The organism is Bacillus sp. FJAT-52991 (assembly GCF_037201805.1).
Lineage (GTDB): Bacteria > Bacillota > Bacilli > Bacillales > Domibacillaceae > Bacillus_CE > Bacillus_CE kandeliae.
Genome location: NZ_CP147404.1, coordinates 3,079,675 through 3,099,866 on the forward strand (window position 1 = coordinate 3,079,675; position 20,192 = coordinate 3,099,866).

The following is a 20,192-nucleotide window of genomic DNA, read 5'->3' on the forward strand; positions in this document are numbered from 1 at the left end:
ATACTCATATCGTAATCAATGTGTCGTCATTCGTCTATTATTATGCTCATTACAGATGCTCTTTCACGAATTTCACATACTTCTTCATCGTTGAAAGCGACACATCATACTTTTCTGCTAAGCTTGCTTGCGGCTGCTTCTCTCCGCGGTACTTTCGCCACATATATTCCGTTGCTGCCGCAAACGCAGAGGGGTTTTTCAACCTTGATTCCGATTGCTCCATTTCATGAAAAACGGTAAACCACAACATAATCAAACCGGCTTCCTCTGTACCGAGCGGCTGAAATTTCCCGTATAAAATCCAGGCCGTTTGATGAGCTAAACGAATGTTTGCTTCCTCTTTCAACTGCTCATTAATCGGCATTCCTAACACATCTGCTAAGTATATTTTTTCCCGAAAAGCTAGCGATTCAATCTCACAAAAATCAGGATGGCTCATCACCTGTTTTTGATCATCTGAAAGCGAAAATAAAAAAATACCGAATAAACGCTCTTCTTCGTATTCACTATTCAATCGGTGAACGATCGTCGCTGGGTGATGTTCAAGACCTTCCTTTTGACGATTCCCTGCATTCCATGGTTCAAGACCTTCTTTTTCTGGGCTTTGTTGCAACACGTATTTCCACGCCTTACGTGCCACTTCTTCCCTACCGGTAAAAAAAGCCGAATAAGAAAGCCAATAATAAAAAGAAGATTCTCCCTCAAAGCCTCGTTTATAGAGCTTTTTTAACCAGCGATATGCCTCTTCATATTGACCAATTAAAGCAAACGTGGCGCCAAGCTTATATTGCTGCTCCGGCAATAGCGGATTAATCTTCTTAAGTAGCTCGACTAGCTCCTTTAACAAGCCATACTGTTTTTCGTAATACATAAAGACCGTCATATTACTTAATGCATGTAAATTTCCCGGGCTTTTCTCTAACACATGATTAAGCACATCATGAGCTTTTTCAATATTCCCTAAATAAAAATGAGCAAGGGCTAAATTGTTATGAGCGGACCAAAAGTCGGGATACTTTTTAATCAGATCCTCTAAACGCTCAATCGCCTTTTCATAGCTACCGCCTTCAAGGAGAAAACGAGCTTCTTCTTGCATTGTAATTAAATCATCTTGCGCATAAAGATCATCCAGCTCGCCCTCACCGTCAATCGTAATCAATTCTAAAAGGTCCTCTGCGTCCTCGCGAAACTCCCCTTGCTCATCCTGTTCTAAATACGATTGAACATGTTTAAAAGCTTCTTTAAACATTCCCATATGAGCATAATTATTAGCTAAAAAATAATGGCATTCACTAATGAGTGGATCTAATTCATCCAGCACAAAATGAAGCAAGCCATTTGATTGTTCAAAATTTCCAAGTTCCGTTTCGACAACTGCTAATTGACAAGCAATCATCGGCTCCAGCGGCTCTAGATCCATCGCACGTGATAAATATTTTTTTGCCTTAGGCAGCTCTCTTTTGCTCAGAGCCTTTAACCCTTTTTTATAATAATACTCACCTGTCGGCAAAAAGGAGATCACTTTCCCCTTCTCCTCCCGTAACTTTGAGTTTTTTCTCATGTAAATCCTCCGAGCATTTATAATTAACCTATGTAGTATACCATACAACCGAAATCATCAGGTGCAAAAAAGAAAATTGGACCGTTACATATTTGTGAGCATGTTGGAATAGTGGGCATCAGACGGATAGGGCAGAAAATCGAGCGCGACATCGCAATAGGTACTCTCCACAAAGAAAGCGAGGCTCTTTTCACCTCGCTTCCCTGCTTATTGTTTCGATTTTTCCTCGTGACGTTTCGCTAGCACGCCAAGTACATCCGCTAATTCTACTTTTTGCTCGCGCAACAAAACAAGTAGGTGGTAAAGAAGATCGGCCGATTCCCATTGCAGCTCATCCTTATCACCATTTTTCGCGGCAATGATGACTTCGGCTGCTTCTTCTCCGACTTTTTTCAAGATTTTATCGACGCCTTTTTCGAATAAATATGTCGTATACGCTCCTTCAGGCCGATTCACTTCTCTCTCAGCGATGATCTCTTCTAATTTATGTAGAATTACATAAGGAAGTATTTCGGTTGGTTCACCGTACAAGGATTGTTCAAAACAGCTAGTCGTTCCTAAGTGACAAGCGGGACCCGCAGGCTTGACCAACACAACGAGCGCATCTTGATCACAATCATACTTGATATTGACGACTTTCTGGGTGTGACCGCTTGTTTCTCCTTTATGCCACAATTCTTGTCGAGAGCGGCTAAAGAACCACGTTTCACCTGATTTGATCGTTTTTTGCAGTGATTCCTTGTTCATATAAGCAAGCGTCAACACTTCATATGTAGCTGCGTCTTGAATGATCGCAGGAATCAATCCTTTTTCATCAAACTGTAAATCGTCAATGTTTACACTCATCTCATATTCACTCCTTGACTTTTTAAAAAGCTTTTCACTTCATTTACGCTTGTTTCTTTATAGTGGAAAATAGAAGCCGCTAACGCTGCATCCGCTTTTCCCTCGTTAAATACTTCGAGAAAGTGTTCAGCATTTCCTGCCCCGCCTGACGCAATCACTGGAACATCAACTGCCTCGCTCACCGCTTTCGTCAAGGAAAGATCAAAACCTTTTTTCTCGCCGTCACTATCCATGCTCGTTAGTAAAATCTCTCCCGCTCCACGCTCGACAGCTTCTTTGACCCAAGCAATGACTTCTCGTTCCGTCTCTTTCCGACCACCATGCGTGTAGACACGCCATGAACCGAGATCCTCATCCCATTTCGCATCAACGGCAAGAACGATACATTGCGAACCAAAATATTCCGCCCCTTCCGTAATCAGCTCCGGGCGTAAAACAGCGGCCGTATTGACGGACACTTTATCCGCTCCGGCACGAAGCATCCGCTTCATATCATCGAGCGAATTAATCCCCCCGCCAACGGTAAAAGGAATCGCTAGTTCAGAAGCCACTGCTTGAACGACGTCCACCATCGTTTTTCGGCCTTCATGAGAAGCGGAAATATCAAGGAAAACTAACTCGTCCGCTCCTTGATCATCATAAATACGAGCAAGCTCAACCGGATCGCCCGCATCGCGAATTTGCACAAATTGAATTCCTTTCACGACTCGACCATCTTTCACATCTAAGCATGGAATGATCCGTTTTGTAATCATTTATTTCACCTCTTCCAATGCTTCCCGAACAGTAAACTGGCCCGTGTAAATCGCCTTACCAACAATGACTCCGTTTACGCCGTCCTGTTCATATTGCTTCACCTTGTGTAAATCCGCTAAGGAACTAACTCCGCCAGAAGCAATCACTGTTTTTCCCGTTGCCCGAGCCAGTTCGGCCACAGCCTCAATATTTGGTCCAGATAGCATCCCATCGGTCGCAATATCGGTAAAAATAAATGTTTCTGCTCCCGCTTCGGCCAATTCCTTTCCAAGGTCAACAGCTTTCAAGGAAGACGTTTCAAGCCAGCCATGTGTCGCCACAAAGCCATCCTTCGCATCCAAACCAATGACAATTTTTTCTCCATATTTACGAAGCCACTCCTTTACAAGCTCCGGCTGCGAAACAGCAAGACTGCCAATAATCACGCGGTCGACGCCGTTATCTAAATAATGACGGACATCTTCCTCAGTTCGAATACCGCCGCCAATTTGCACTTTCGCTGGCAACTTCTTCGCCGCTTCAATGACAAAACGGTCATTGATTCGCTGGCCATCCTTTGCCCCATCAAGGTCAACCATATGAATCCATTCGGCTCCTGCGTCCACAAATGATTTCGCCATATCAAATGGAGAATCGCCGTAAATCGTTTCCTTATTATAATCCCCTTGCGTTAACCGTACGCATTGACCACCGCGCATATCGATCGCTGGGTAGATGACAAAACTCATAATATCGCCTCCGATTGCTCCATTGCCTTGGCAAAATTTCTTAATAATTGCATGCCCACTTCTCCACTTTTTTCTGGGTGGAACTGCATTCCGAACACATTTTTATGACCCACAATGGCCGGAATTCCGACACTATATACCGTGCTTGCTACTAAATCCGCTTCGCTCATTTCACTCACATAATAGGAATGAACAAAATACACAAAGCCTTCATCCACCCCTTGCAAAACTGGCGAATCTTGATGAAACTTCAATTGATTCCATCCCATATGCGGCACCTTCACTCTTTCACCAGCCACTTCAACCGGAATGCGAGTAACGCGACCTTTTAGCAAACCTAATCCTTGAAAGCAGCCATTTTCTTCACTTTCCTCAAACAACAGCTGCATCCCAAGGCAAATACCAAGGAGCGGACGACCACTCTCGACATAGCTTTTTAAAAATTGATCGAGTTTCATCTCCTCCAATAAAGCCATGGCATCTTTGAAGGCTCCGACCCCAGGTAAAATTAGTCCTTTCATCCGATCTAATTCTTCTGGAGAATTGCTAATGATGTAAGGAATATTCATGCGCTCAAGCGCTTTACTCACGCTAAATAAATTGCCCATTCCATAATCTACAATGCCGATCATTTTACAACATTCCTTTCGTAGAAGGCACACCTTTCACACGTGGGTCGATCATCGTCGCTTCATCGAGTGCCCGAGCCAATGCTTTAAAGACGGCTTCAATCATATGATGCGTATTTTGTCCATAATGAATAATGACATGTAAATTCATCCGTGCTTCAAGCGCCAGCTTCCACAGAAATTCATGAACGAGCTCCGTATCAAATGTGCCCACTTTTTGCGAAGGAAAATCACCGCCGCGCATTTCAAAATGAGGACGATTGCTCAAATCAACGACGACTTGAGCGAGTGTTTCATCCATTGGGACAAAAGCATTTCCATAGCGCTTAATTCCCTTTTTATCGCCAAGCGCTTCCTTCAATGCCAGCCCAAGACAAATGCCGATATCTTCTGTCGTGTGATGATCATCGATTTCAACATCGCCATCGGCTTTCACCGCTAAATCAAACTGGCCATGTTTAGTAAACAGGTCGAGCATATGATCCATAAATGGAACACCTGTATCAATCTCTGCTTTCCCTTCACCATCTATGGAAAAATTCAAGCTAATTTTCGTTTCATTTGTATCACGATTCAATTCCGCAACCCGTTTACTCAAACTCGACACCTCATTTATGTTATTTTTTCTCCGCTCGAATCTCGACTGCTCGTGCATGTGCTTCGAGACCTTCTAACCGAGCAAAAGCGGCAATCTTTTGATAATTTTTATTGTATGCCTGCTCGCTATACATAATAATGCTAGATTTCTTCATAAAATCATCGACATTTAATGGACTGGAAAAACGAGCTGTCCCATTCGTTGGCAGCACATGATTGGGTCCAGCAAAATAGTCACCGATCGGCTCCGAACTGTAGCGTCCAACAAAAATCGCACCAGCATGACGAATGTCTTTGACGATCTGTAACGCATGTTCCGTCATAATTTCTAAATGCTCGGGTGCCAGCTGGTTAATCGTTTCAACAGCTTTCTCCATATCTTTTGCCACATAAATCGATCCATAGCTGTCAATCGAAGCTCGTGCAATCTCCTCACGAGGTAGCTCCTTTAATTGTCTTTCTACTTCAGCGGCCGTTTCTTCAGCCAATCGTTCAGAAGTAGTCACAAGTACACTGCTGGCACGCGGGTCATGCTCCGCTTGTGATAAAAGATCGGCCGCAATTTCTCGAGGGCAGGCGGTGTCATCCGCAAGAACCGCAATTTCACTTGGTCCGGCAATCATATCAATGTCAACATCACCGAATACTTCTCGTTTCGCCAACGCAACATAAATATTTCCCGGCCCCGTAATTTTATCAACTGATCGAATCGTTTCTGTACCATAGGCAAGTGCCGCCACCGCTTGTGCTCCACCAACTTTATATATTTCTTTCACGCCAGCGATATCCGCCGCGACAAGCACCCCTGCCGGAAGACGACCATCTCGTCCCGGTGGCGAAACCATGACAACCCGTTTCACTCCCGCTACTTTCGCTGGCATCACATTCATGAGTACAGACGATGGATACGCGGCCGTTCCCCCTGGTACATACACACCGGCTGAATCCAGTGGTGTCATTTTTTGACCGAGTATGGAACCAGATTGATCAGTGTACATCCACGTTTGTCGCAATTGCTTTTGATGAAAAGTAAAAATATTGTCAGCTGCTTCTTTAATGATATCAATCATTTGCTTTGGTAATTGCTCATACGCCTCATTCACTTCTTCTTGTGTCACTTTTAAGCTAAACATTCTCGCGCCATCAAACTTTTCTGTCAACTCTCGCAATGCTCGATCCCCTTGTGAACGGACAGTATGAATAATACTTTGAACAGTGGCACGTTGCTCTTCTGTTCCACTATCGACAGATCGCTTCAGCGTTAAATCACCCGTTACTTTTTGGATTTTTATCATTTTCACACGACCTTTTCTGAAATAATCTCGGTGAGCCGATCAACAAGTGTTTGGATTTCTCTATCTTTCATGCGGTAGCTAACAGGGTTCACAATTAATCGAGAAGTAATCCCAACAATCGTTTCGTATTCCACTAAGCCATTTTCCTTTAACGTCCGCCCCGTAGACACAATATCGACGATGCGATCCGCTAACCCAATTAACGGGGCAAGTTCAATCGACCCATTTAATTTAATAATTTCCACTTGCTCTCCTTGTTCGCGAAAATAAGTCGACGCCACATTTGGATATTTCGTCGCAATTTTTGGTGCCACTTCGCTCATCGACGTATTCGGCAACCCAGCAACCGCTAAATAACAAGGGCTAATTTGTAAATCTAGTAGTTCATATACATCTCTTTTTTCTTCTAACAGCACATCTTTTCCGGCGATGCCAAGATCAGCCACCCCATATTCCACATAGGTGGCAACATCCATCGGCTTTGCTAAAAAGAAGCGTAAATTTTCTTCTGGAACTTCAATAATTAACTTGCGAGACTCATCGAATTCAGGAGGAAGCTGATACCCTGCTTGCCGTAGTAAATCGGCCGCCTCTTCAAAAATCCGTCCTTTTGGCATCGCGATTGTTAACATCGACATTAGCTTTCCCCTCCATTCTTCACTTGTCCAACATAATAACTGACGTTGCCACACGCACTGGTGAATCGGTCCACATCTTTCACACCAGCCAAGTCTTGAAGCACAACCTTTTCTCCTTGCGCACGAAGCTTGGCCGCAGCTTCAATCGCCTCTTTTCGGCGCTCTTTGCTGAAAATGAGGCAATGAATTCCTTCAGCTTCGATCAATTCACCTACTGCTTCAAGCAGAAAATCAAGGCGCAATCCAAAGCCGGTCGCACTAGCAGGCTGCCCGAACTTTTCTAATAAATTATTGTAGCGCCCCCCGTTACCAACAGGATAACCGACACCATCGGCATACGTTTCAAATAAAATCCCTGTATAATAGCTCATATGACTTACGAGCGATAAATCAAATTTGACATATGGGTCGATGCCGTAATCTTTTAGCAAGTCGATCAGTTGACGCAGCTCCTGGATCGCTTCCTTACCCGCCCCATCTTCAATTAACTCATCGGCCATTTGTAAGCAGTCTTCATTTCCATGTAAATGTAAAAATTTCAAGAGACGTTGCTTATCAATCGACGACAAGGAAAGGGCGCGCACATGCTCACGATAGCCCACGTAATTTTTTTCATATAAATAACGGCGAAGCGTGCTCGCTCTTTCTTCCGTTCCAAGAATTTGCTGGAACAGCTGCTCAACAAAGCGAATATGACCAATTGACACTTGAAATTGCGTAAGGCCCATTTCTTTCATCGCCGATACCATTAACGCAATCACCTCAGCATCGGCACTGATCGTTTCATCACCAATATTTTCGACACCAATTTGGGCAAATTCGGCTGCGCGTCCCCCTTCACGCTGCTGAGCACGATACACATTTGCTGAATAGGCAAGGCGAAGCGGCACTTGCTCTTTTAACAGCTTAGACGCTGCCGTTCGTGCAATCGGCGTCGTCATATCCGGTCGAAGCACAAGGGTATTCCCCTGCTGATCTAATAATTTAAATAACTGCTGATCTAAAATCGCCGACGCTTCTCCGACCGTATCGTAATATTCTAAAGCAGGCGTCTCAATAAACTGATAACCCCAGCTCTTCATTTGTTGTTCTATTGAATCTTTTAACTGACGTTTCGTTTCATAAATATGAGGAAGTGTATCCCTCATCCCAACTGGCTTTTCAAACATGAACAGTTTTGACATCCTCATCACCCGACAGTTTATTTTTTAAAATACTTTAGTTCGCTAATATGTTACCATAATGAAGTTATCAATAGTTTAACGGTTCTGACTATTTACGTCAAGTGAATTAACAGAAAGTTTAAAAAAGGGAACCCGATATGATTAAGACGTTCTCTTTTGAATCACAAAAAATGAATTAGCAACACAAATAGGGTACAGAATCGCATTGGTTCTTGTACCCTATTTTTTTATTGATTTATCAATATTTATGAAAAATTAGCATGTAAAACCTCATAGGAAATCGCAATGGAATTTGCTAAAAGACGACCAATTTATAGAAGAACGAAACACATCGTATGTATCCTATTGGATTTGCTGAAACAACTAGAAAAACTACGCAAGATTCATTACATCCGATGTACGTGCTGAATTAGCTCGCTCCCTATGCAAACTACAGGTCTGAATTTATAACAGATGACAAAGTTTATAATTATCAAAATTTAATTACAAAGTGTGATATGTGTGTGAAAGAAGTGAAAATATCAAAACATAAGCAAGATAAGAATAATTTTTGTTCACAAGAATGTTATTATGAATTTAGGTCTATTTATTATTCTAGAGAAAATCATCCCCTATACTACATCTAAAAGGAATAGGAGCTTCTGCTCTTTTTATATTTTTGTTAAATGGGTATAATTTCAAAAAAATCTATATTAAGGAGTTTTTTGAAATTGAGAAAAAAAATATCATTAATTATTATTTTTAGTTTAGTTATTTCTGTGTTTGCGCCGTCTGTATATTTAAAAGAAAATAATGATTACTCTTTACCTTCATCTACTTTCGGTTCGTATACGGGGAAAGAAAATAGTCATGTTGAAGTAGGTTATAAAGAAGCTGATGCATGGGTGGTTTTGGTTGGTAGATTAGTTATTCAAGGTACTACAAGGTTAGCGAAAGTTGGGTCGAAAACTTTTAAAAAAGTACCTAGTTCTACAGTTACTAATGCTTTGAAAAATTATAAAGGAACTACCTATTCAATTGGATCTAAAAAATATAAATTAACAAAAACTGATATGAAACATATGCTTGAAAGACATCATCCTAAGTATTGGACTGATAATAAGAAAAATGTAAAGAAACAAACCTTTTTTGATTATAGATTATCGATAAAAGATATAGAAAACATAGCAATTAGTGTTGCTAAACAGAATAGAGAAAAACTTTCTAAAGTTTCCTCTAATGGTTCAGCACAGGTAAAAGGGAAAGTTGATGGTGTAGAGTATGTTTTAGGTGTTGAAAAAGGACATATACGTCAATTGTATCCTGTAGCTAAATAAGAAGGAGAATACTATGAAAATAGAGACTTATATTTATTTGGAAGATGAAGATAAGTTTGTGAATTTGAATGAAACAGATAAAATTAAAGATTTTGTTAGCCGAAAAGAAGATTTTATGGAAGATGGATTTTTAAATTTAGATGGAACTATTACATTTAAAAATGGGGAAAAAGGAGAAATTGTTGATTTTGATGAATCAGATGAAATTTCCCCTCTATGGCATTATTATAAAAATGCTTTAAAAGATTACTTAAAAGAAGGATATGGAGAAGTTTATTATCCAAATTCACCATTAGAAATAAAATTTGAAAAAAAATCAAAAAGAGAGTTAATGTTATCTTTAGAAAATCAAATTTTAATTTGTGATCAAAAAGAATTTTTGGAAGAATTTTATAATGCTGCAATTAAATTCATTGAATTCACTGATTATATAAGTGAAGGGCAATATTATGATGATTTAAAAGAAGAATTATCAGTCATTAAAAATTTGGATTGAAAATTATATATGGATAAGCGTCAACGGTAAGCGAAGAAAAAGGCGGTCCTGTAGGGGTGCCTTTTTTGAGCATTAAGGAGTTGGCAGACTCACTACATCAAGAGGGAGACCCCAAGATTTTGGTCATGCAGCGCATGACTCGGCGAAGGCCGAAACAGCCTCACTTTACATGGAAGTAGTGCCGAAATTCACCCCTTAAATTAGAGGTGAAAAATGAATGAGTTTTGCCATTTGTCGGATGCAAAAAATGAAATCTCATGACCTAAAAGGCATGCAATTTCATAATCAAAGAGAACGGGAATCGAGAACGAATCCGGACATTGATCCAGAGAGAACGAAAATAAAATAATCCTACCTCACAACTGAAAACTTGGATTTCGCGACTGATTTTCCCTATTTCGCGACTGATCCCTTCGTTTAGGTGACTGATTCTCCTCTTTTTCCGACCAATTATCGCCTTTCACCGACTGATTCACCTTTTTGAACATGGACTTAGTGGATCATACCAGCAATCGATTCTATCATTCTCACTAAACAGGAAAATTAATGGTATAATATCTCAAAAGAAAATTGGAGTGAGTATTTTGTCTAGTATTAATACTGGGGATATCATGTTTCAATTATTTATGTTGCTGTTTGTGTTACTCATACCAACTATCGCCATTATCGCTGCTGTGTATTTTATTCGTTCGTCGAAAAAGCGGAACGAGCAGCTACAGCGGTTAGAAGATAAAGTTGATCGCTTAGAAAACAAATCAAAATAACCTCTTCTGTATGTGAAGAGGTTATTTTCTATCTTTAATTTGCATCGGGTTTCCCCCAGCAAAGGCACCAGAAGGTACGTCTCGATGAACGAGGGTAGCAGCGGAGACGATTGCTCCGTCACCAATCGTGACTCCAGGTAAGATCGTACAATTAGCGCCAATCATCACATTGTCACCTATAATCACTTTTCCGAGCCGATATTCATCGATTAAATATTCGTGGGCAAGGATCACCGTATTGTAACCGACAATGGAGTTGCGACCGATTGTGATGTATTCCGGGAACATAATATCGGGCACAACTTTATAGGCCAGTGCCGTTTTTTCTCCAATGTTCATTCCGAGGAAGGTGCGATAAAGCCCATTTTTCAACTTCATAAATGGCATGAAACGACCGACCTCAATGATGACGGTATTTTTAAAAACTTTCCAAAACGAAACGGTTTTATAAATATTCCAAAGCGAGTTTCCACCCTCTACTTTGTACCGTTCTGTCCGTCTCATTTATTTACCGTGCTCACTTGTAAAATATCGAGCAGTTCAGACATTGTATCCAACATATAATCCGGATCGAAAGTTTGTAAAAACTCTTTCCCCTTAACGGACCAAGAAACACCAGCTGTCAGTGTACCTGCGTTTTTCCCACCTTCAATGTCGTGATAGTTATCGCCGATCATCATCGCTTCTTCCGGTGTTGAACCCAGTGCAGCCAATGCTTTTTGCAACGGCTCCGGATGAGGCTTCGGTTCCGTCACATCATCAAGTGCGACAATCACTTCGAAGAAATCATACAAATTCATCAGCTTTAAGCCTTTAATAACCGTATTGCGCATTTTCGTGGAAACGATCGCGAGCTTATAGCCGTTTTCCTTCAGCGTGCGGATCGTGTCATACACACCATCAAACTCTGTCACTAGCTCATCATGCTTAGCAAGATTATATGTACGATAACGCTCGACCATTTCATCGACTCGATCTGGATCGATGCTGCTAAATGTTTCAACAAGTGTCGGTCCCATAAAAGGATACACATCTTCTCGTTGATATTGGTTCGGGAAATAATAATCAAGTGTATGCAAAAATGAAGCAATAATTAATTCATTTGTGTTAATTAATGTGCCATCTAAGTCAAACAGCAACGTTGTAATGTTTTTCATGATAAAGTTGCTTCCTTTCTTTCGGAAATTTCAGCGCGTTTCCATAAGGTTGAGACAATGAGGGTCAAGATGATAGCGACAATCACTCGTATTAAAAATAAGGCGAGCAATGTCCAGCCAGTGAGACCGAGCGGTATGAAGATCAAGGTATCCTCAACAACGGCATGACAGGCAACTAAAAAGATAAAGGCGATCGTCACGTCTTTGCGACTCACACCATCGTCTTTCACTGCTTGAATCATCACCGCTGATCCATACGCCAGACCAAATAAAAGACCCGCTGCTAATGTCGTTGATGTATTTTCTTTCATCCCTAGCATTCTCGTCACTGGTGCCATCCACCGTGAAAAAACATCAAGCCATTTTAAATCTTTTAAAATTTGTATCATGACCATCAACGGGATAACAATTAGCGCCAATTGGAACACCCCGTATCCAGCTTTTTCGATGCCGAGCATAAAAATTTCTCCCCAGCCATTCGGTTCAGCTTGCTGCGGTGGAGCCATCCCATATTGTGCGAGCTCCCCTCCGCCTTTCCAAACGAGATTGATCACGATACCTGATAGGACCGCTAGTCCAAGGCGGACGGCTAACATCACCGACATCTTCACGCCAACCTTCGTTGCTACGCTCGATTCGATCAACAAATTATGGGAAAAAGATAGCATCACGGCTAAAATAAACACTTCTTTCACCGTTAAATCGAGAGACAGCATCGCTCCGATTCCCGCATATAAATTCAAAAAATTTCCTAGTACAAGCGGAATGGAGGCTTCTCCTGATAATCCAAATATCCCCATAATTGGACTAATCAACTCCATCAACCACGGCAGCACCGGCGTAAACTGCAAAATCGTGACGATCAACGTAATCGGAAAAATCACTTTTCCTAATGTCCAAGTGGTTTTTCCCCCAACAAACAAACCCCTTTTGATTGTTGAAATCATCCCTTACTCTCCCCTACGTTCAATTTTCCATACTATTGTATCTTACTTGCTTCGCATTCATTTTGCGGCGAACGATCAAAATCACAATTGCCGCTACCACTAACCCAATCGAAATCACTTGCGCCATTCTTAACGGCCCAAGCATCAAGCTATCCGTCCGCAGCCCTTCAATGAAAAAGCGACCGATGGAATACCAAATACCATACGTTAAAAACAGCTCGCCGCGGCGTAAATTAACTTTTCGTAACGCCATCAATAGCGCAAATCCAAGTAAATCCCAGAGTGATTCATATAAAAAAGTAGGATGATAATAAGCGCCTTCAATGTACATTTGATTAATGATCCAATCTGGCAAATGTAAGCCCTCTAAAAAAGAACGTGTGACTTCTCCCCCATGAGCTTCCTGGTTTATAAAATTACCCCAACGTCCAATCGCCTGACCCAAGATAATACTCGGTGCGGCAATATCAGCAAGCTTCCAAAAGGAAATATTTCTTGCCCTCGCAAAAACAACAGTCGTAGCCACGGCCCCGATTAAGGCACCATGGATCGCAATGCCACCTTCCCAGATTTTAATAATATCCTCAGGGTGTTGCGAATAATACTCCCATTGAAATACTACGTAATAAATACGGGCACAAAGAATCGAAATCGGAATTGCCCAAATGAGTAAATCAGCAAATGTGTCTTTGTCTAACCCTAGACGTTGGCTTTCTCTTGTGGCTAAATAAAATCCAAGCACAATTCCAAAACCGATAATCAGACCGTACCAATACACTTGAAATGGACCGATCTCTAACGCCACACGGTCTAACGGGTAACCTTCCATATTTCCTTCCCCTTTCTATAATAAATCCGGATCCTTCTCACTGATCACATTAGCTAACTTGTTCGTAAACTCCTTCGCCGTGTTAATGCCAAGGCGCTTCAAACGGAAATTCATCGCGGCTACCTCGACAATAACAGCAAGGTTTCTCCCTGGACGAACAGGCAATGTGATCTTCGTAATATCCGTATCAATAATTTTTAATTTATCTTCTTCAATTCCTAAGCGATCGTACTGCTTTTTCGGATCCCAGTTTTCTAAATGAATATTCAACGTAATGCGTTTATGTCCGCGAATCGCCCCTGTACCGAATAAAGTCATGACATTAATAATACCTAACCCGCGAATTTCAAGCAAATGCTCAATAAGCTCCGGCGCACTACCAACAAGCACATCTTCATCCTCTTGGCGAATCTCTACACAATCATCGGCAACTAGTCGATGCCCGCGCTTCACAAGCTCCAAAGCCGTTTCACTTTTTCCGACTCCACTTTGCCCCGTAATCAATACACCAACACCATAAATATCAACAAGCACCCCATGCACAGCAGTGGTTGGGGCAAGCATACCTTCTAAATAATTGGTCAACCGACTAGAAAGCCGTGTCGTTGTCATATTAGAACGCATAACAGGGACAGCGTTTCGTTCTGATGCTTCAATCAATTGTTCCGGCACATCTTGTCCTCGCGAAAGAATAATCGCTGGTGTTGTGTCATGACAAAGTCTTTCCATCCGTGATTCTTTTTCTTCTGGATGAAGTTTACTAAAAAACGTCATCTCCGTCATTCCAAGTAATTGCACGCGCTCAGCTGGGTAATAATCAAAAAAACCAGCAAGCTCAAGACCTGGCCGCGAAAGATCACTCGTGACGATCGGACGATGAATCCCATCTTCTCCACTCACAAGTTCAAAGTTAAACTTCTCCAACAAATCCTTTGTACGAACTTTAGCCAAAATCGCTTCCTCCTTAACTGGCAGTCTGATCATATTGTAACATTTTTTGAGCTAATCTAATAAAGTGAAACTTCAATCAGTGGAGGTTTTCTTCATCCCCCACTGATAAAAGAAGAACAAAAGCTAACGTCGCAACGTCCTGTTGCAACACCTTTGTAACCTACATCATGCAGGCCCGAACGGATCGGGCGTTTACTTTAAAAAGCGGAGGGCGTTCGTTCTGCCATGTTGAGATCGGGGTCTTACAGCCCGTTAATGCGGGATAAAGGAAGGAACTGATTTCTTATATAGGTGTCTCTTTTTCAATTATTTTTCTATTATAAGAGTGAGGAGGGATGAACATGAAAATAATCATTGATGCAGGACATGGTTTACATACGCTTGGAAAACGAAGCCCAAATGGCATGAGAGAGTATGAGTTTAATCGAGAAATCGCTTTGCTGTTACAAAAGGAGCTATGCTTATTTCATCATGTAAACATTCAATTTTCGCATTCTGACGAACAGGATGTCCCACTTGCGAAAAGAACGGCTCTCGCCAACAGCTGGAATGCGGATCTCTTCCTCTCCATTCATGCCAATGCCTATGGAGAAACATGGAATGAGGTGAACGGGATTGAAACCTATATTTATCCGTCTCGGCCACAAGAAGCAGCGGAGTTGGCCACGCTCATTCAAGAACTCGTCATCAAAAGAACAGGTCGAAAAAATCGCGGTGTGAAAACAGCTAATTTCTACGTCTTACGAAAAACAAAAATGACAGCTGTATTAATCGAATTGGGTTTTATGACTCATCCTGAGGAAGCACAATTACTGCGGACAAGCCATTACCAACAGCAATGTGCCGAAGCCATAGCTGAGGCAGTTGCTTCTTATTATCAGTTAAAATAAACAAAGGGGGCGACTAATTGAGCGTGCTTGGCGACCGATTGTTGAAGATTCCCGCCCGATTCGGAGTGATTCGCGATTGATTTCCTCATATTTCCGACTAAAAACGGTGTTCTCCCGACTAATCCCCCATCCAATAGCAAAAAAAGGCGTCTATAAGCCGAACAACTGGCTTATAGACGCCTCTTTTAAACTATTCTTTTTTAAAAATAGTGAACTGTAAAATGAGATTCACTAGTGCCATTAAGACAGCGATAAAAAACGCCATGCTAAAGCTGGCTATCTCAAAATGATTTCCCATGATATTGTCTGTCAGCATTAACGTTAAGGCATTAATGACAAACAGAAATAGTCCGAGTGTTACAAACGTAATAGGTAACGTCAAAATAATTAAAATCGGCCGAACGAGTATGTTTAAAATAGATAGTACAAAACTAGCAATGATGGCTGAGCCAATACTATCCACTTCTAAGCCTGTAAAATAGCCCGAAAGCGCAATGAATAAAAGGGCATTAATGAAAATGCCAACAAGCCATCTCATCTTTACTCACCTTGCTCTAACTTAGGAAGCTCTTGTTCCTCATTTTTTGGAGAAATCGTTCGAATAGTAATCAAGCCTGTGCGCGTTTCTGCCGTAATAAACACCTGCTCATCCGCTTCGTTCTCGCTTTCAAAACGAACGAGCTTTTGAATCATTTCTTCTTTCTCCGTCATTTTCTTCATACCCGCTTCTGGCAAATGGAACGAGCCAAAATTTGTACGTAATTCACCCTTCATCGCTGTAGAGGCTGGTACATACACCTCAATATTTCCTGTGATCGCATGCGCTTTAATCGTATGAGCAGAACCTGTCTTCATATCACATAATACATTGCCATTCACCGTTTTCACATCAATATCACCGACTGAACCAATGACATGAATGGCTCCATTAAAGGAGTTCGCTTCTACTCTTTTGCCTTCACAATTCATCAAGTATATTTGGCCATTGCCTGTTTCCCCTTCAAAATCGTCCACCTGACAATTTTTCACTTCAATTTTGCCATTCGCTGTTTTCACATCTAGCTCCTCTACATGGGCGTTGCTTACAGCTAACGACCCATTAAATAGCTTAATGGAAATATCATCGATTTTATCTTTCGGCACATACAATACCGTATCTACCTTCATTAATTTCAAGCCTACGGAGAACGATAATTTATTGTCACGAGCATAGAATACACTATTTTTGATAAACTCTTCTCGCGCTTCCTCTTCCTGTTCCGCACCGTATACCTTCACATGGCACTCTGCTTTGACTCCTTGCTCACCCCAAGGTAAAAGTGTTAAATCCCCATTGGCCATTTCCACCTTCAAACGCTTTGGTGAAAATCCTTCTTCATGAAACACATGAGAGAATTCGACTGCTTTTCCCAGAGGAAATTCAAAGTCCTTTAGCTTTTGAACGGTCGACTGAACGAACTGAAATAGTTTATCCTTTGGCTGATGAAGCTGGCTACCTGCCCCTTGCATTTGGCTGCCTAATTTTTGCCCAAAGTTTAACAGTTCATCAAAGAAATTCTCTTTTTGAGCACTAGGGCGATCATTTTTTTCAAGCGCCTCCATTAACGCCACTGCTTCGCTTGCTGTGATAATCCCATCTTCCACCATTTTCAAAATTCGCTGTTTCTCTTCGTTCATTTCAAGCCCCTCCAATTAGTTAAATTTGACTTCCTTTCTTTACATACGCATTCCGCACAAAAAAGTTTCAATGTTTTAACTATTTACCTTCATTCCTCGTTCGCGATCACGAACCAATACTTTGTTCAAGTAGTAACCTGTATACGATCCTTCCACTTCAGCTACTTCTTCTGGGGTTCCCAAGGCCACAATCATTCCTCCACGATCGCCTCCTTCAGGTCCAAGGTCGACAATATAATCTGCTGTTTTAATGACATCTAAGTTATGTTCAATGACTAGTACAGTGTCTCCGTTGTCTACTAAACGCTGCAACACATGAAGCAGACGGGAAATATCATCCACATGCAAGCCCGTCGTCGGCTCATCCAAAATATAAAAAGAGCGTCCATTCGAGCGTCGATGCAATTCAGAAGCTAATTTCACACGCTGAGCTTCCCCACCAGAAAGGGTCGTCGCCGGTTGACCGAGTGTAATATATCCTAATCCCACATCAGCAATCGTCTGTAGCTTGCGTTTAATTTTCGGGATATTTTCAAAAAACTGCAAGGCATCTTCCACCGTCATCGCTAGCACATCTGAAATGTTTTTCCCCTTATATTTCACTTCTAGTGTCTCGCGATTGTAACGTTTTCCATGGCACACTTCACAAGGAACATACACATCCGGTAAAAAGTGCATTTCAATTTTAATAATGCCATCGCCGCGGCAAGCTTCACAGCGGCCCCCCTTCACATTAAAGCTAAAACGACCTTTTTTATACCCTCGGACTTTCGCCTCGTTCGTTGCCGCAAACACATCACGAATATCATCGAACACCCCTGTATAAGTAGCAGGGTTCGACCTTGGCGTCCGACCAATTGGGGATTGATCAATATCGATGACTTTTTCAAGATGCTCAATTCCTTTAATTTCCCGATGTTGACCTGGCTTATTTTTCGCTTTATGTAGCTTTTGTGCCAATGATTTATGGAGAATTTCATTAATCAACGTGCTTTTTCCTGAACCCGACACGCCTGTCACCGCTGTAAAAAGGCCAAGTGGGAACTTTGCTTTGACGTTTTTTAAATTATTTTCCTTCGCTCCAGTTACTTCAATCCAGCGACCGTCCGGCTGACGTCGCTCATTTGGCAATGGAATATACTTTTTCCCAGATAGATATTGACCTGTCAATGAAGCCGGGTCATTCATCACTTGTTCAGGTGTTCCCGCAGAGACGATTTCTCCACCATGAACTCCTGCTCCTGGTCCTACATCAATTAAATAATCAGCCGCAAGCATCGTATCTTCATCATGCTCTACCACGATCAGCGTGTTGCCAATATCACGCATCTCTTGCATCGTGTGGATTAAGCGGTCATTATCCCTTTGATGAAGCCCGATTGACGGCTCATCAAGAATATAAAGCACACCCGTTAGTCGCGAGCCAATTTGTGTCGCTAAACGAATTCGCTGTGCCTCTCCACCGGACAATGTGCCAGCCGCTCGACTAAGCGTTAAATAATCAAGACCGACATTAATTAAAAAGCCAAGCCGCTCGCGAATTTCCCGTAAAATTAAATGAGCAATCTTCGTTTCTTTTTCCGTCAAATCAAGCGAGGCAAAAAACTGCTCAGCTTCTTCAATCGAATCATTCGTCACTTCACTGATATGGCGATCATTGATTTTGACGGCCAAGCTTTCTTTTTTCAAGCGGTAACCTTTACACGTTGGGCACTTTTGCTGTGCCATGTATTTCTCCATTTGCTCGCGAATGTAATCGGAGCTCGTTTCCCGGTAACGGCGCTCGACATTGCCAACTACGCCTTCAAACACCACATGATTCTCACGAATTTGACCGAAATCATTTTCATAGCGGAAGTACACTTTTTCATTGCCAGACCCGTATAAAATTTTATCCATTTGCTCTTTCGGTACATCTTTCACTGGAATGTCCATATTGATTCCATAATGGGTACAAACCGCTTCAAGGAGCTGAGGATAGTATTGAGAGCTTGTCGGTTCCCACGGAGCAATCGCATGTTCTTTTAAACTTAACTCCCAATTCGGAACGACAAGATCGATATCCACTTTAAGCTTCGATCCTAATCCATCACAAGTAGGGCAGGCACCATAAGGACTATTAAACGAGAACATTCGCGGCTCTAATTCTCCAATCGAAAACCCGCAATGAGGACAAGCGTGATGTTCACTGAACAACAGCTCCTCTTTGCCAATGACGTCAATGACGACATTTCCTTCTCCTAGTTTAAGAGCGGCTTCTAATGAATCGGCCAATCGAGCCTCTATGCCTTCTTTCACAACGATTCGGTCAATGACGACTTCAATGGAATGCTTTTTATTTTTTTCTAGTTCAATCTCTTCTTCTATTTCACGCATTTCACCGTCTACACGCACGCGAACATAGCCTTGTCGCTTAATCTCTTCAAACACCTTCACATGTGTCCCTTTGCGACCAGAAACGATCGGTGATAGCACTTGCAGCTTCGTTCGCTCTTCGTATTGCATAATGCGGTCAACCATTTGTTCAATCGTTTGTGAAGTAATTTCAATGCCATGAACTGGACAAACAGGACGGCCGATACGAGCAAACAGAAGTCGTAAGTAATCATAGATTTCTGTCACTGTTCCAACCGTCGAACGAGGGTTGCGGCTCGTCGTTTTCTGATCAATTGAAATCGCTGGCGATAACCCTTCGATCGCGTCCACATCCGGCTTATCCATTTGCCCTAGAAACTGGCGAGCGTAGGCGGACAGCGATTCGACATAACGACGCTGACCCTCCGCATAAATGGTATCAAAGGCGAGCGATGATTTCCCTGAACCCGACAAGCCCGTCAGCACGACTAATTGATCACGCGGAATGGTGATGTCAATATTTTTTAGGTTATGTGCTCTAGCCCCTTTTATTGTAATTTTATCTATTCCCATAAA

At 41.9% G+C, this 20,192-nt stretch carries 21 protein-coding genes and 1 pseudogene; 5 read left to right on the plus strand and 17 right to left on the minus strand.

The features are described 5' to 3' along the window. Nucleotides 1–49: 49 nt before the first annotated feature. The 9 genes from WDJ61_RS15890 to WDJ61_RS15930 form a co-directional block, all read right to left on the minus strand. On the minus strand, nt 50–1,561 hold the full coding sequence (locus WDJ61_RS15890; RefSeq protein WP_338751443.1) for a tetratricopeptide repeat protein: 1,512 nt from the start codon (nt 1,559–1,561) through the stop codon (nt 50–52). Between the two features lie 207 nt (nt 1,562–1,768). Further along, nucleotides 1,769–2,407 carry a bifunctional phosphoribosyl-AMP cyclohydrolase/phosphoribosyl-ATP diphosphatase HisIE gene (hisIE, locus tag WDJ61_RS15895; RefSeq protein ID WP_338751445.1) on the minus strand — a complete coding sequence of 213 codons (639 nt, stop codon included), beginning with the start codon at nt 2,405–2,407 and terminating at the stop codon, nt 1,769–1,771. Further along, nucleotides 2,404–3,162, minus strand: a complete 759-nt coding sequence (gene hisF, locus WDJ61_RS15900) for an imidazole glycerol phosphate synthase subunit HisF (RefSeq protein ID WP_338751447.1) — start codon at nt 3,160–3,162, stop codon at nt 2,404–2,406. The genes hisIE and hisF overlap by 4 nt, the downstream gene beginning before the upstream one ends. Next, complete coding sequence (gene hisA, locus WDJ61_RS15905; RefSeq protein WP_338751449.1) at nt 3,163–3,891, minus strand: 1-(5-phosphoribosyl)-5-[(5-phosphoribosylamino)methylideneamino]imidazole-4-carboxamide isomerase; 729 nt, start codon at nt 3,889–3,891, stop codon at nt 3,163–3,165. After that, complete coding sequence (gene hisH / locus WDJ61_RS15910) at nt 3,888–4,523, minus strand: imidazole glycerol phosphate synthase subunit HisH (RefSeq protein WP_338751451.1); 636 nt, start codon at nt 4,521–4,523, stop codon at nt 3,888–3,890. Before hisH ends, hisA begins: the two co-directional genes overlap by 4 nt. Nucleotide 4,524: 1 nt before the next feature. Next, nucleotides 4,525–5,118 carry an imidazoleglycerol-phosphate dehydratase HisB gene (gene hisB, locus WDJ61_RS15915; protein ID WP_338751453.1) on the minus strand — a complete coding sequence of 198 codons (594 nt, stop codon included), beginning with the start codon at nt 5,116–5,118 and terminating at the stop codon, nt 4,525–4,527. A 19-nt stretch (nt 5,119–5,137) separates the two neighbouring features. Continuing rightward, complete coding sequence (gene hisD / locus WDJ61_RS15920) at nt 5,138–6,409, minus strand: histidinol dehydrogenase (protein WP_338754822.1); 1,272 nt, start codon at nt 6,407–6,409, stop codon at nt 5,138–5,140. Nucleotides 6,410–6,414: 5 nt separating this feature from the next. Further along, nucleotides 6,415–7,050, minus strand: a complete 636-nt coding sequence (gene hisG / locus WDJ61_RS15925) for an ATP phosphoribosyltransferase (protein ID WP_338751455.1) — start codon at nt 7,048–7,050, stop codon at nt 6,415–6,417. Beyond that, nucleotides 7,050–8,234: an ATP phosphoribosyltransferase regulatory subunit gene (locus tag WDJ61_RS15930; RefSeq protein ID WP_338751457.1), complete on the minus strand. Its 1,185-nt coding sequence runs from the start codon at nt 8,232–8,234 to the stop codon at nt 7,050–7,052. Before WDJ61_RS15930 ends, hisG begins: the two co-directional genes overlap by 1 nt. A gap of 710 nt (nt 8,235–8,944) precedes the next feature. On the opposite strand from WDJ61_RS15930, the gene WDJ61_RS15935 reads away from it, so the two are divergent. From WDJ61_RS15935 to WDJ61_RS15950, 4 genes and pseudogenes are all read left to right on the plus strand, one after another. After that, nucleotides 8,945–9,550, plus strand: coding sequence for an EndoU domain-containing protein (locus WDJ61_RS15935; RefSeq protein WP_338751459.1), 606 nt, complete (start codon nt 8,945–8,947; stop codon nt 9,548–9,550). A 13-nt stretch (nt 9,551–9,563) separates the two neighbouring features. Next, nucleotides 9,564–10,046: a hypothetical protein gene (locus WDJ61_RS15940; protein WP_338751461.1), complete on the plus strand. Its 483-nt coding sequence runs from the start codon at nt 9,564–9,566 to the stop codon at nt 10,044–10,046. 217 nt (nt 10,047–10,263) lie between these two features. Beyond that, nucleotides 10,264–10,386, plus strand: a pseudogene (locus WDJ61_RS15945) (plasmid recombination protein); the annotation flags it as partial. A gap of 244 nt (nt 10,387–10,630) precedes the next feature. Further along, a complete protein-coding gene (locus WDJ61_RS15950) occupies nt 10,631–10,810 on the plus strand; it encodes a hypothetical protein (protein WP_338751463.1) in 180 nt (59 codons plus the stop codon). 21 nt (nt 10,811–10,831) lie between these two features. Here WDJ61_RS15950 and WDJ61_RS15955 read toward each other — a convergent pair whose 3' ends face one another. Genes WDJ61_RS15955 through hprK form a run of 5 tightly spaced genes read right to left on the minus strand, consistent with a single transcriptional unit; the run spans nt 10,832 to nt 14,694 of the window. Continuing rightward, nucleotides 10,832–11,314, minus strand: a complete 483-nt coding sequence (locus WDJ61_RS15955; protein ID WP_338751465.1) for an acyltransferase — start codon at nt 11,312–11,314, stop codon at nt 10,832–10,834. Continuing rightward, nucleotides 11,311–11,967: a pyrophosphatase PpaX gene (ppaX, locus tag WDJ61_RS15960; RefSeq protein WP_338751467.1), complete on the minus strand. Its 657-nt coding sequence runs from the start codon at nt 11,965–11,967 to the stop codon at nt 11,311–11,313. The genes WDJ61_RS15955 and ppaX overlap by 4 nt, the downstream gene beginning before the upstream one ends. Beyond that, the gene (locus tag WDJ61_RS15965; RefSeq protein ID WP_338751469.1) at nt 11,964–12,914 is read right to left on the minus strand and encodes a nucleoside recognition domain-containing protein; all 951 of its coding nucleotides are present in this window, start codon (nt 12,912–12,914) and stop codon (nt 11,964–11,966) included. The genes ppaX and WDJ61_RS15965 overlap by 4 nt, the downstream gene beginning before the upstream one ends. A gap of 19 nt (nt 12,915–12,933) precedes the next feature. Further along, on the minus strand, nt 12,934–13,743 hold the full coding sequence (gene lgt, locus WDJ61_RS15970; RefSeq protein WP_338751471.1) for a prolipoprotein diacylglyceryl transferase: 810 nt from the start codon (nt 13,741–13,743) through the stop codon (nt 12,934–12,936). A 15-nt stretch (nt 13,744–13,758) separates the two neighbouring features. After that, nucleotides 13,759–14,694: an HPr(Ser) kinase/phosphatase gene (gene hprK, locus WDJ61_RS15975; protein WP_338751473.1), complete on the minus strand. Its 936-nt coding sequence runs from the start codon at nt 14,692–14,694 to the stop codon at nt 13,759–13,761. 341 nt (nt 14,695–15,035) lie between these two features. Here hprK and WDJ61_RS15980 point away from each other — a divergent pair, with 341 nt between their 5' ends. Beyond that, on the plus strand, nt 15,036–15,584 hold the full coding sequence (locus WDJ61_RS15980; protein WP_338751475.1) for an N-acetylmuramoyl-L-alanine amidase: 549 nt from the start codon (nt 15,036–15,038) through the stop codon (nt 15,582–15,584). Between the two features lie 190 nt (nt 15,585–15,774). On the opposite strand, the gene WDJ61_RS15985 is transcribed toward WDJ61_RS15980, so the two are convergent. From WDJ61_RS15985 to uvrA, 3 genes are all read right to left on the minus strand, one after another. Continuing rightward, on the minus strand, nt 15,775–16,122 hold the full coding sequence (locus tag WDJ61_RS15985; protein WP_338751478.1) for a phage holin family protein: 348 nt from the start codon (nt 16,120–16,122) through the stop codon (nt 15,775–15,777). A 2-nt stretch (nt 16,123–16,124) separates the two neighbouring features. Continuing rightward, a complete protein-coding gene (locus tag WDJ61_RS15990) occupies nt 16,125–17,261 on the minus strand; it encodes a DUF4097 domain-containing protein (RefSeq protein ID WP_338751480.1) in 1,137 nt (378 codons plus the stop codon). A 75-nt stretch (nt 17,262–17,336) separates the two neighbouring features. Further along, nucleotides 17,337–20,189 (minus strand): excinuclease ABC subunit UvrA, encoded by a 2,853-nt coding sequence (uvrA, locus tag WDJ61_RS15995; protein WP_338751482.1) that lies wholly within the window; start codon nt 20,187–20,189, stop codon nt 17,337–17,339. Nucleotides 20,190–20,192: the final 3 nt, after the last annotated feature.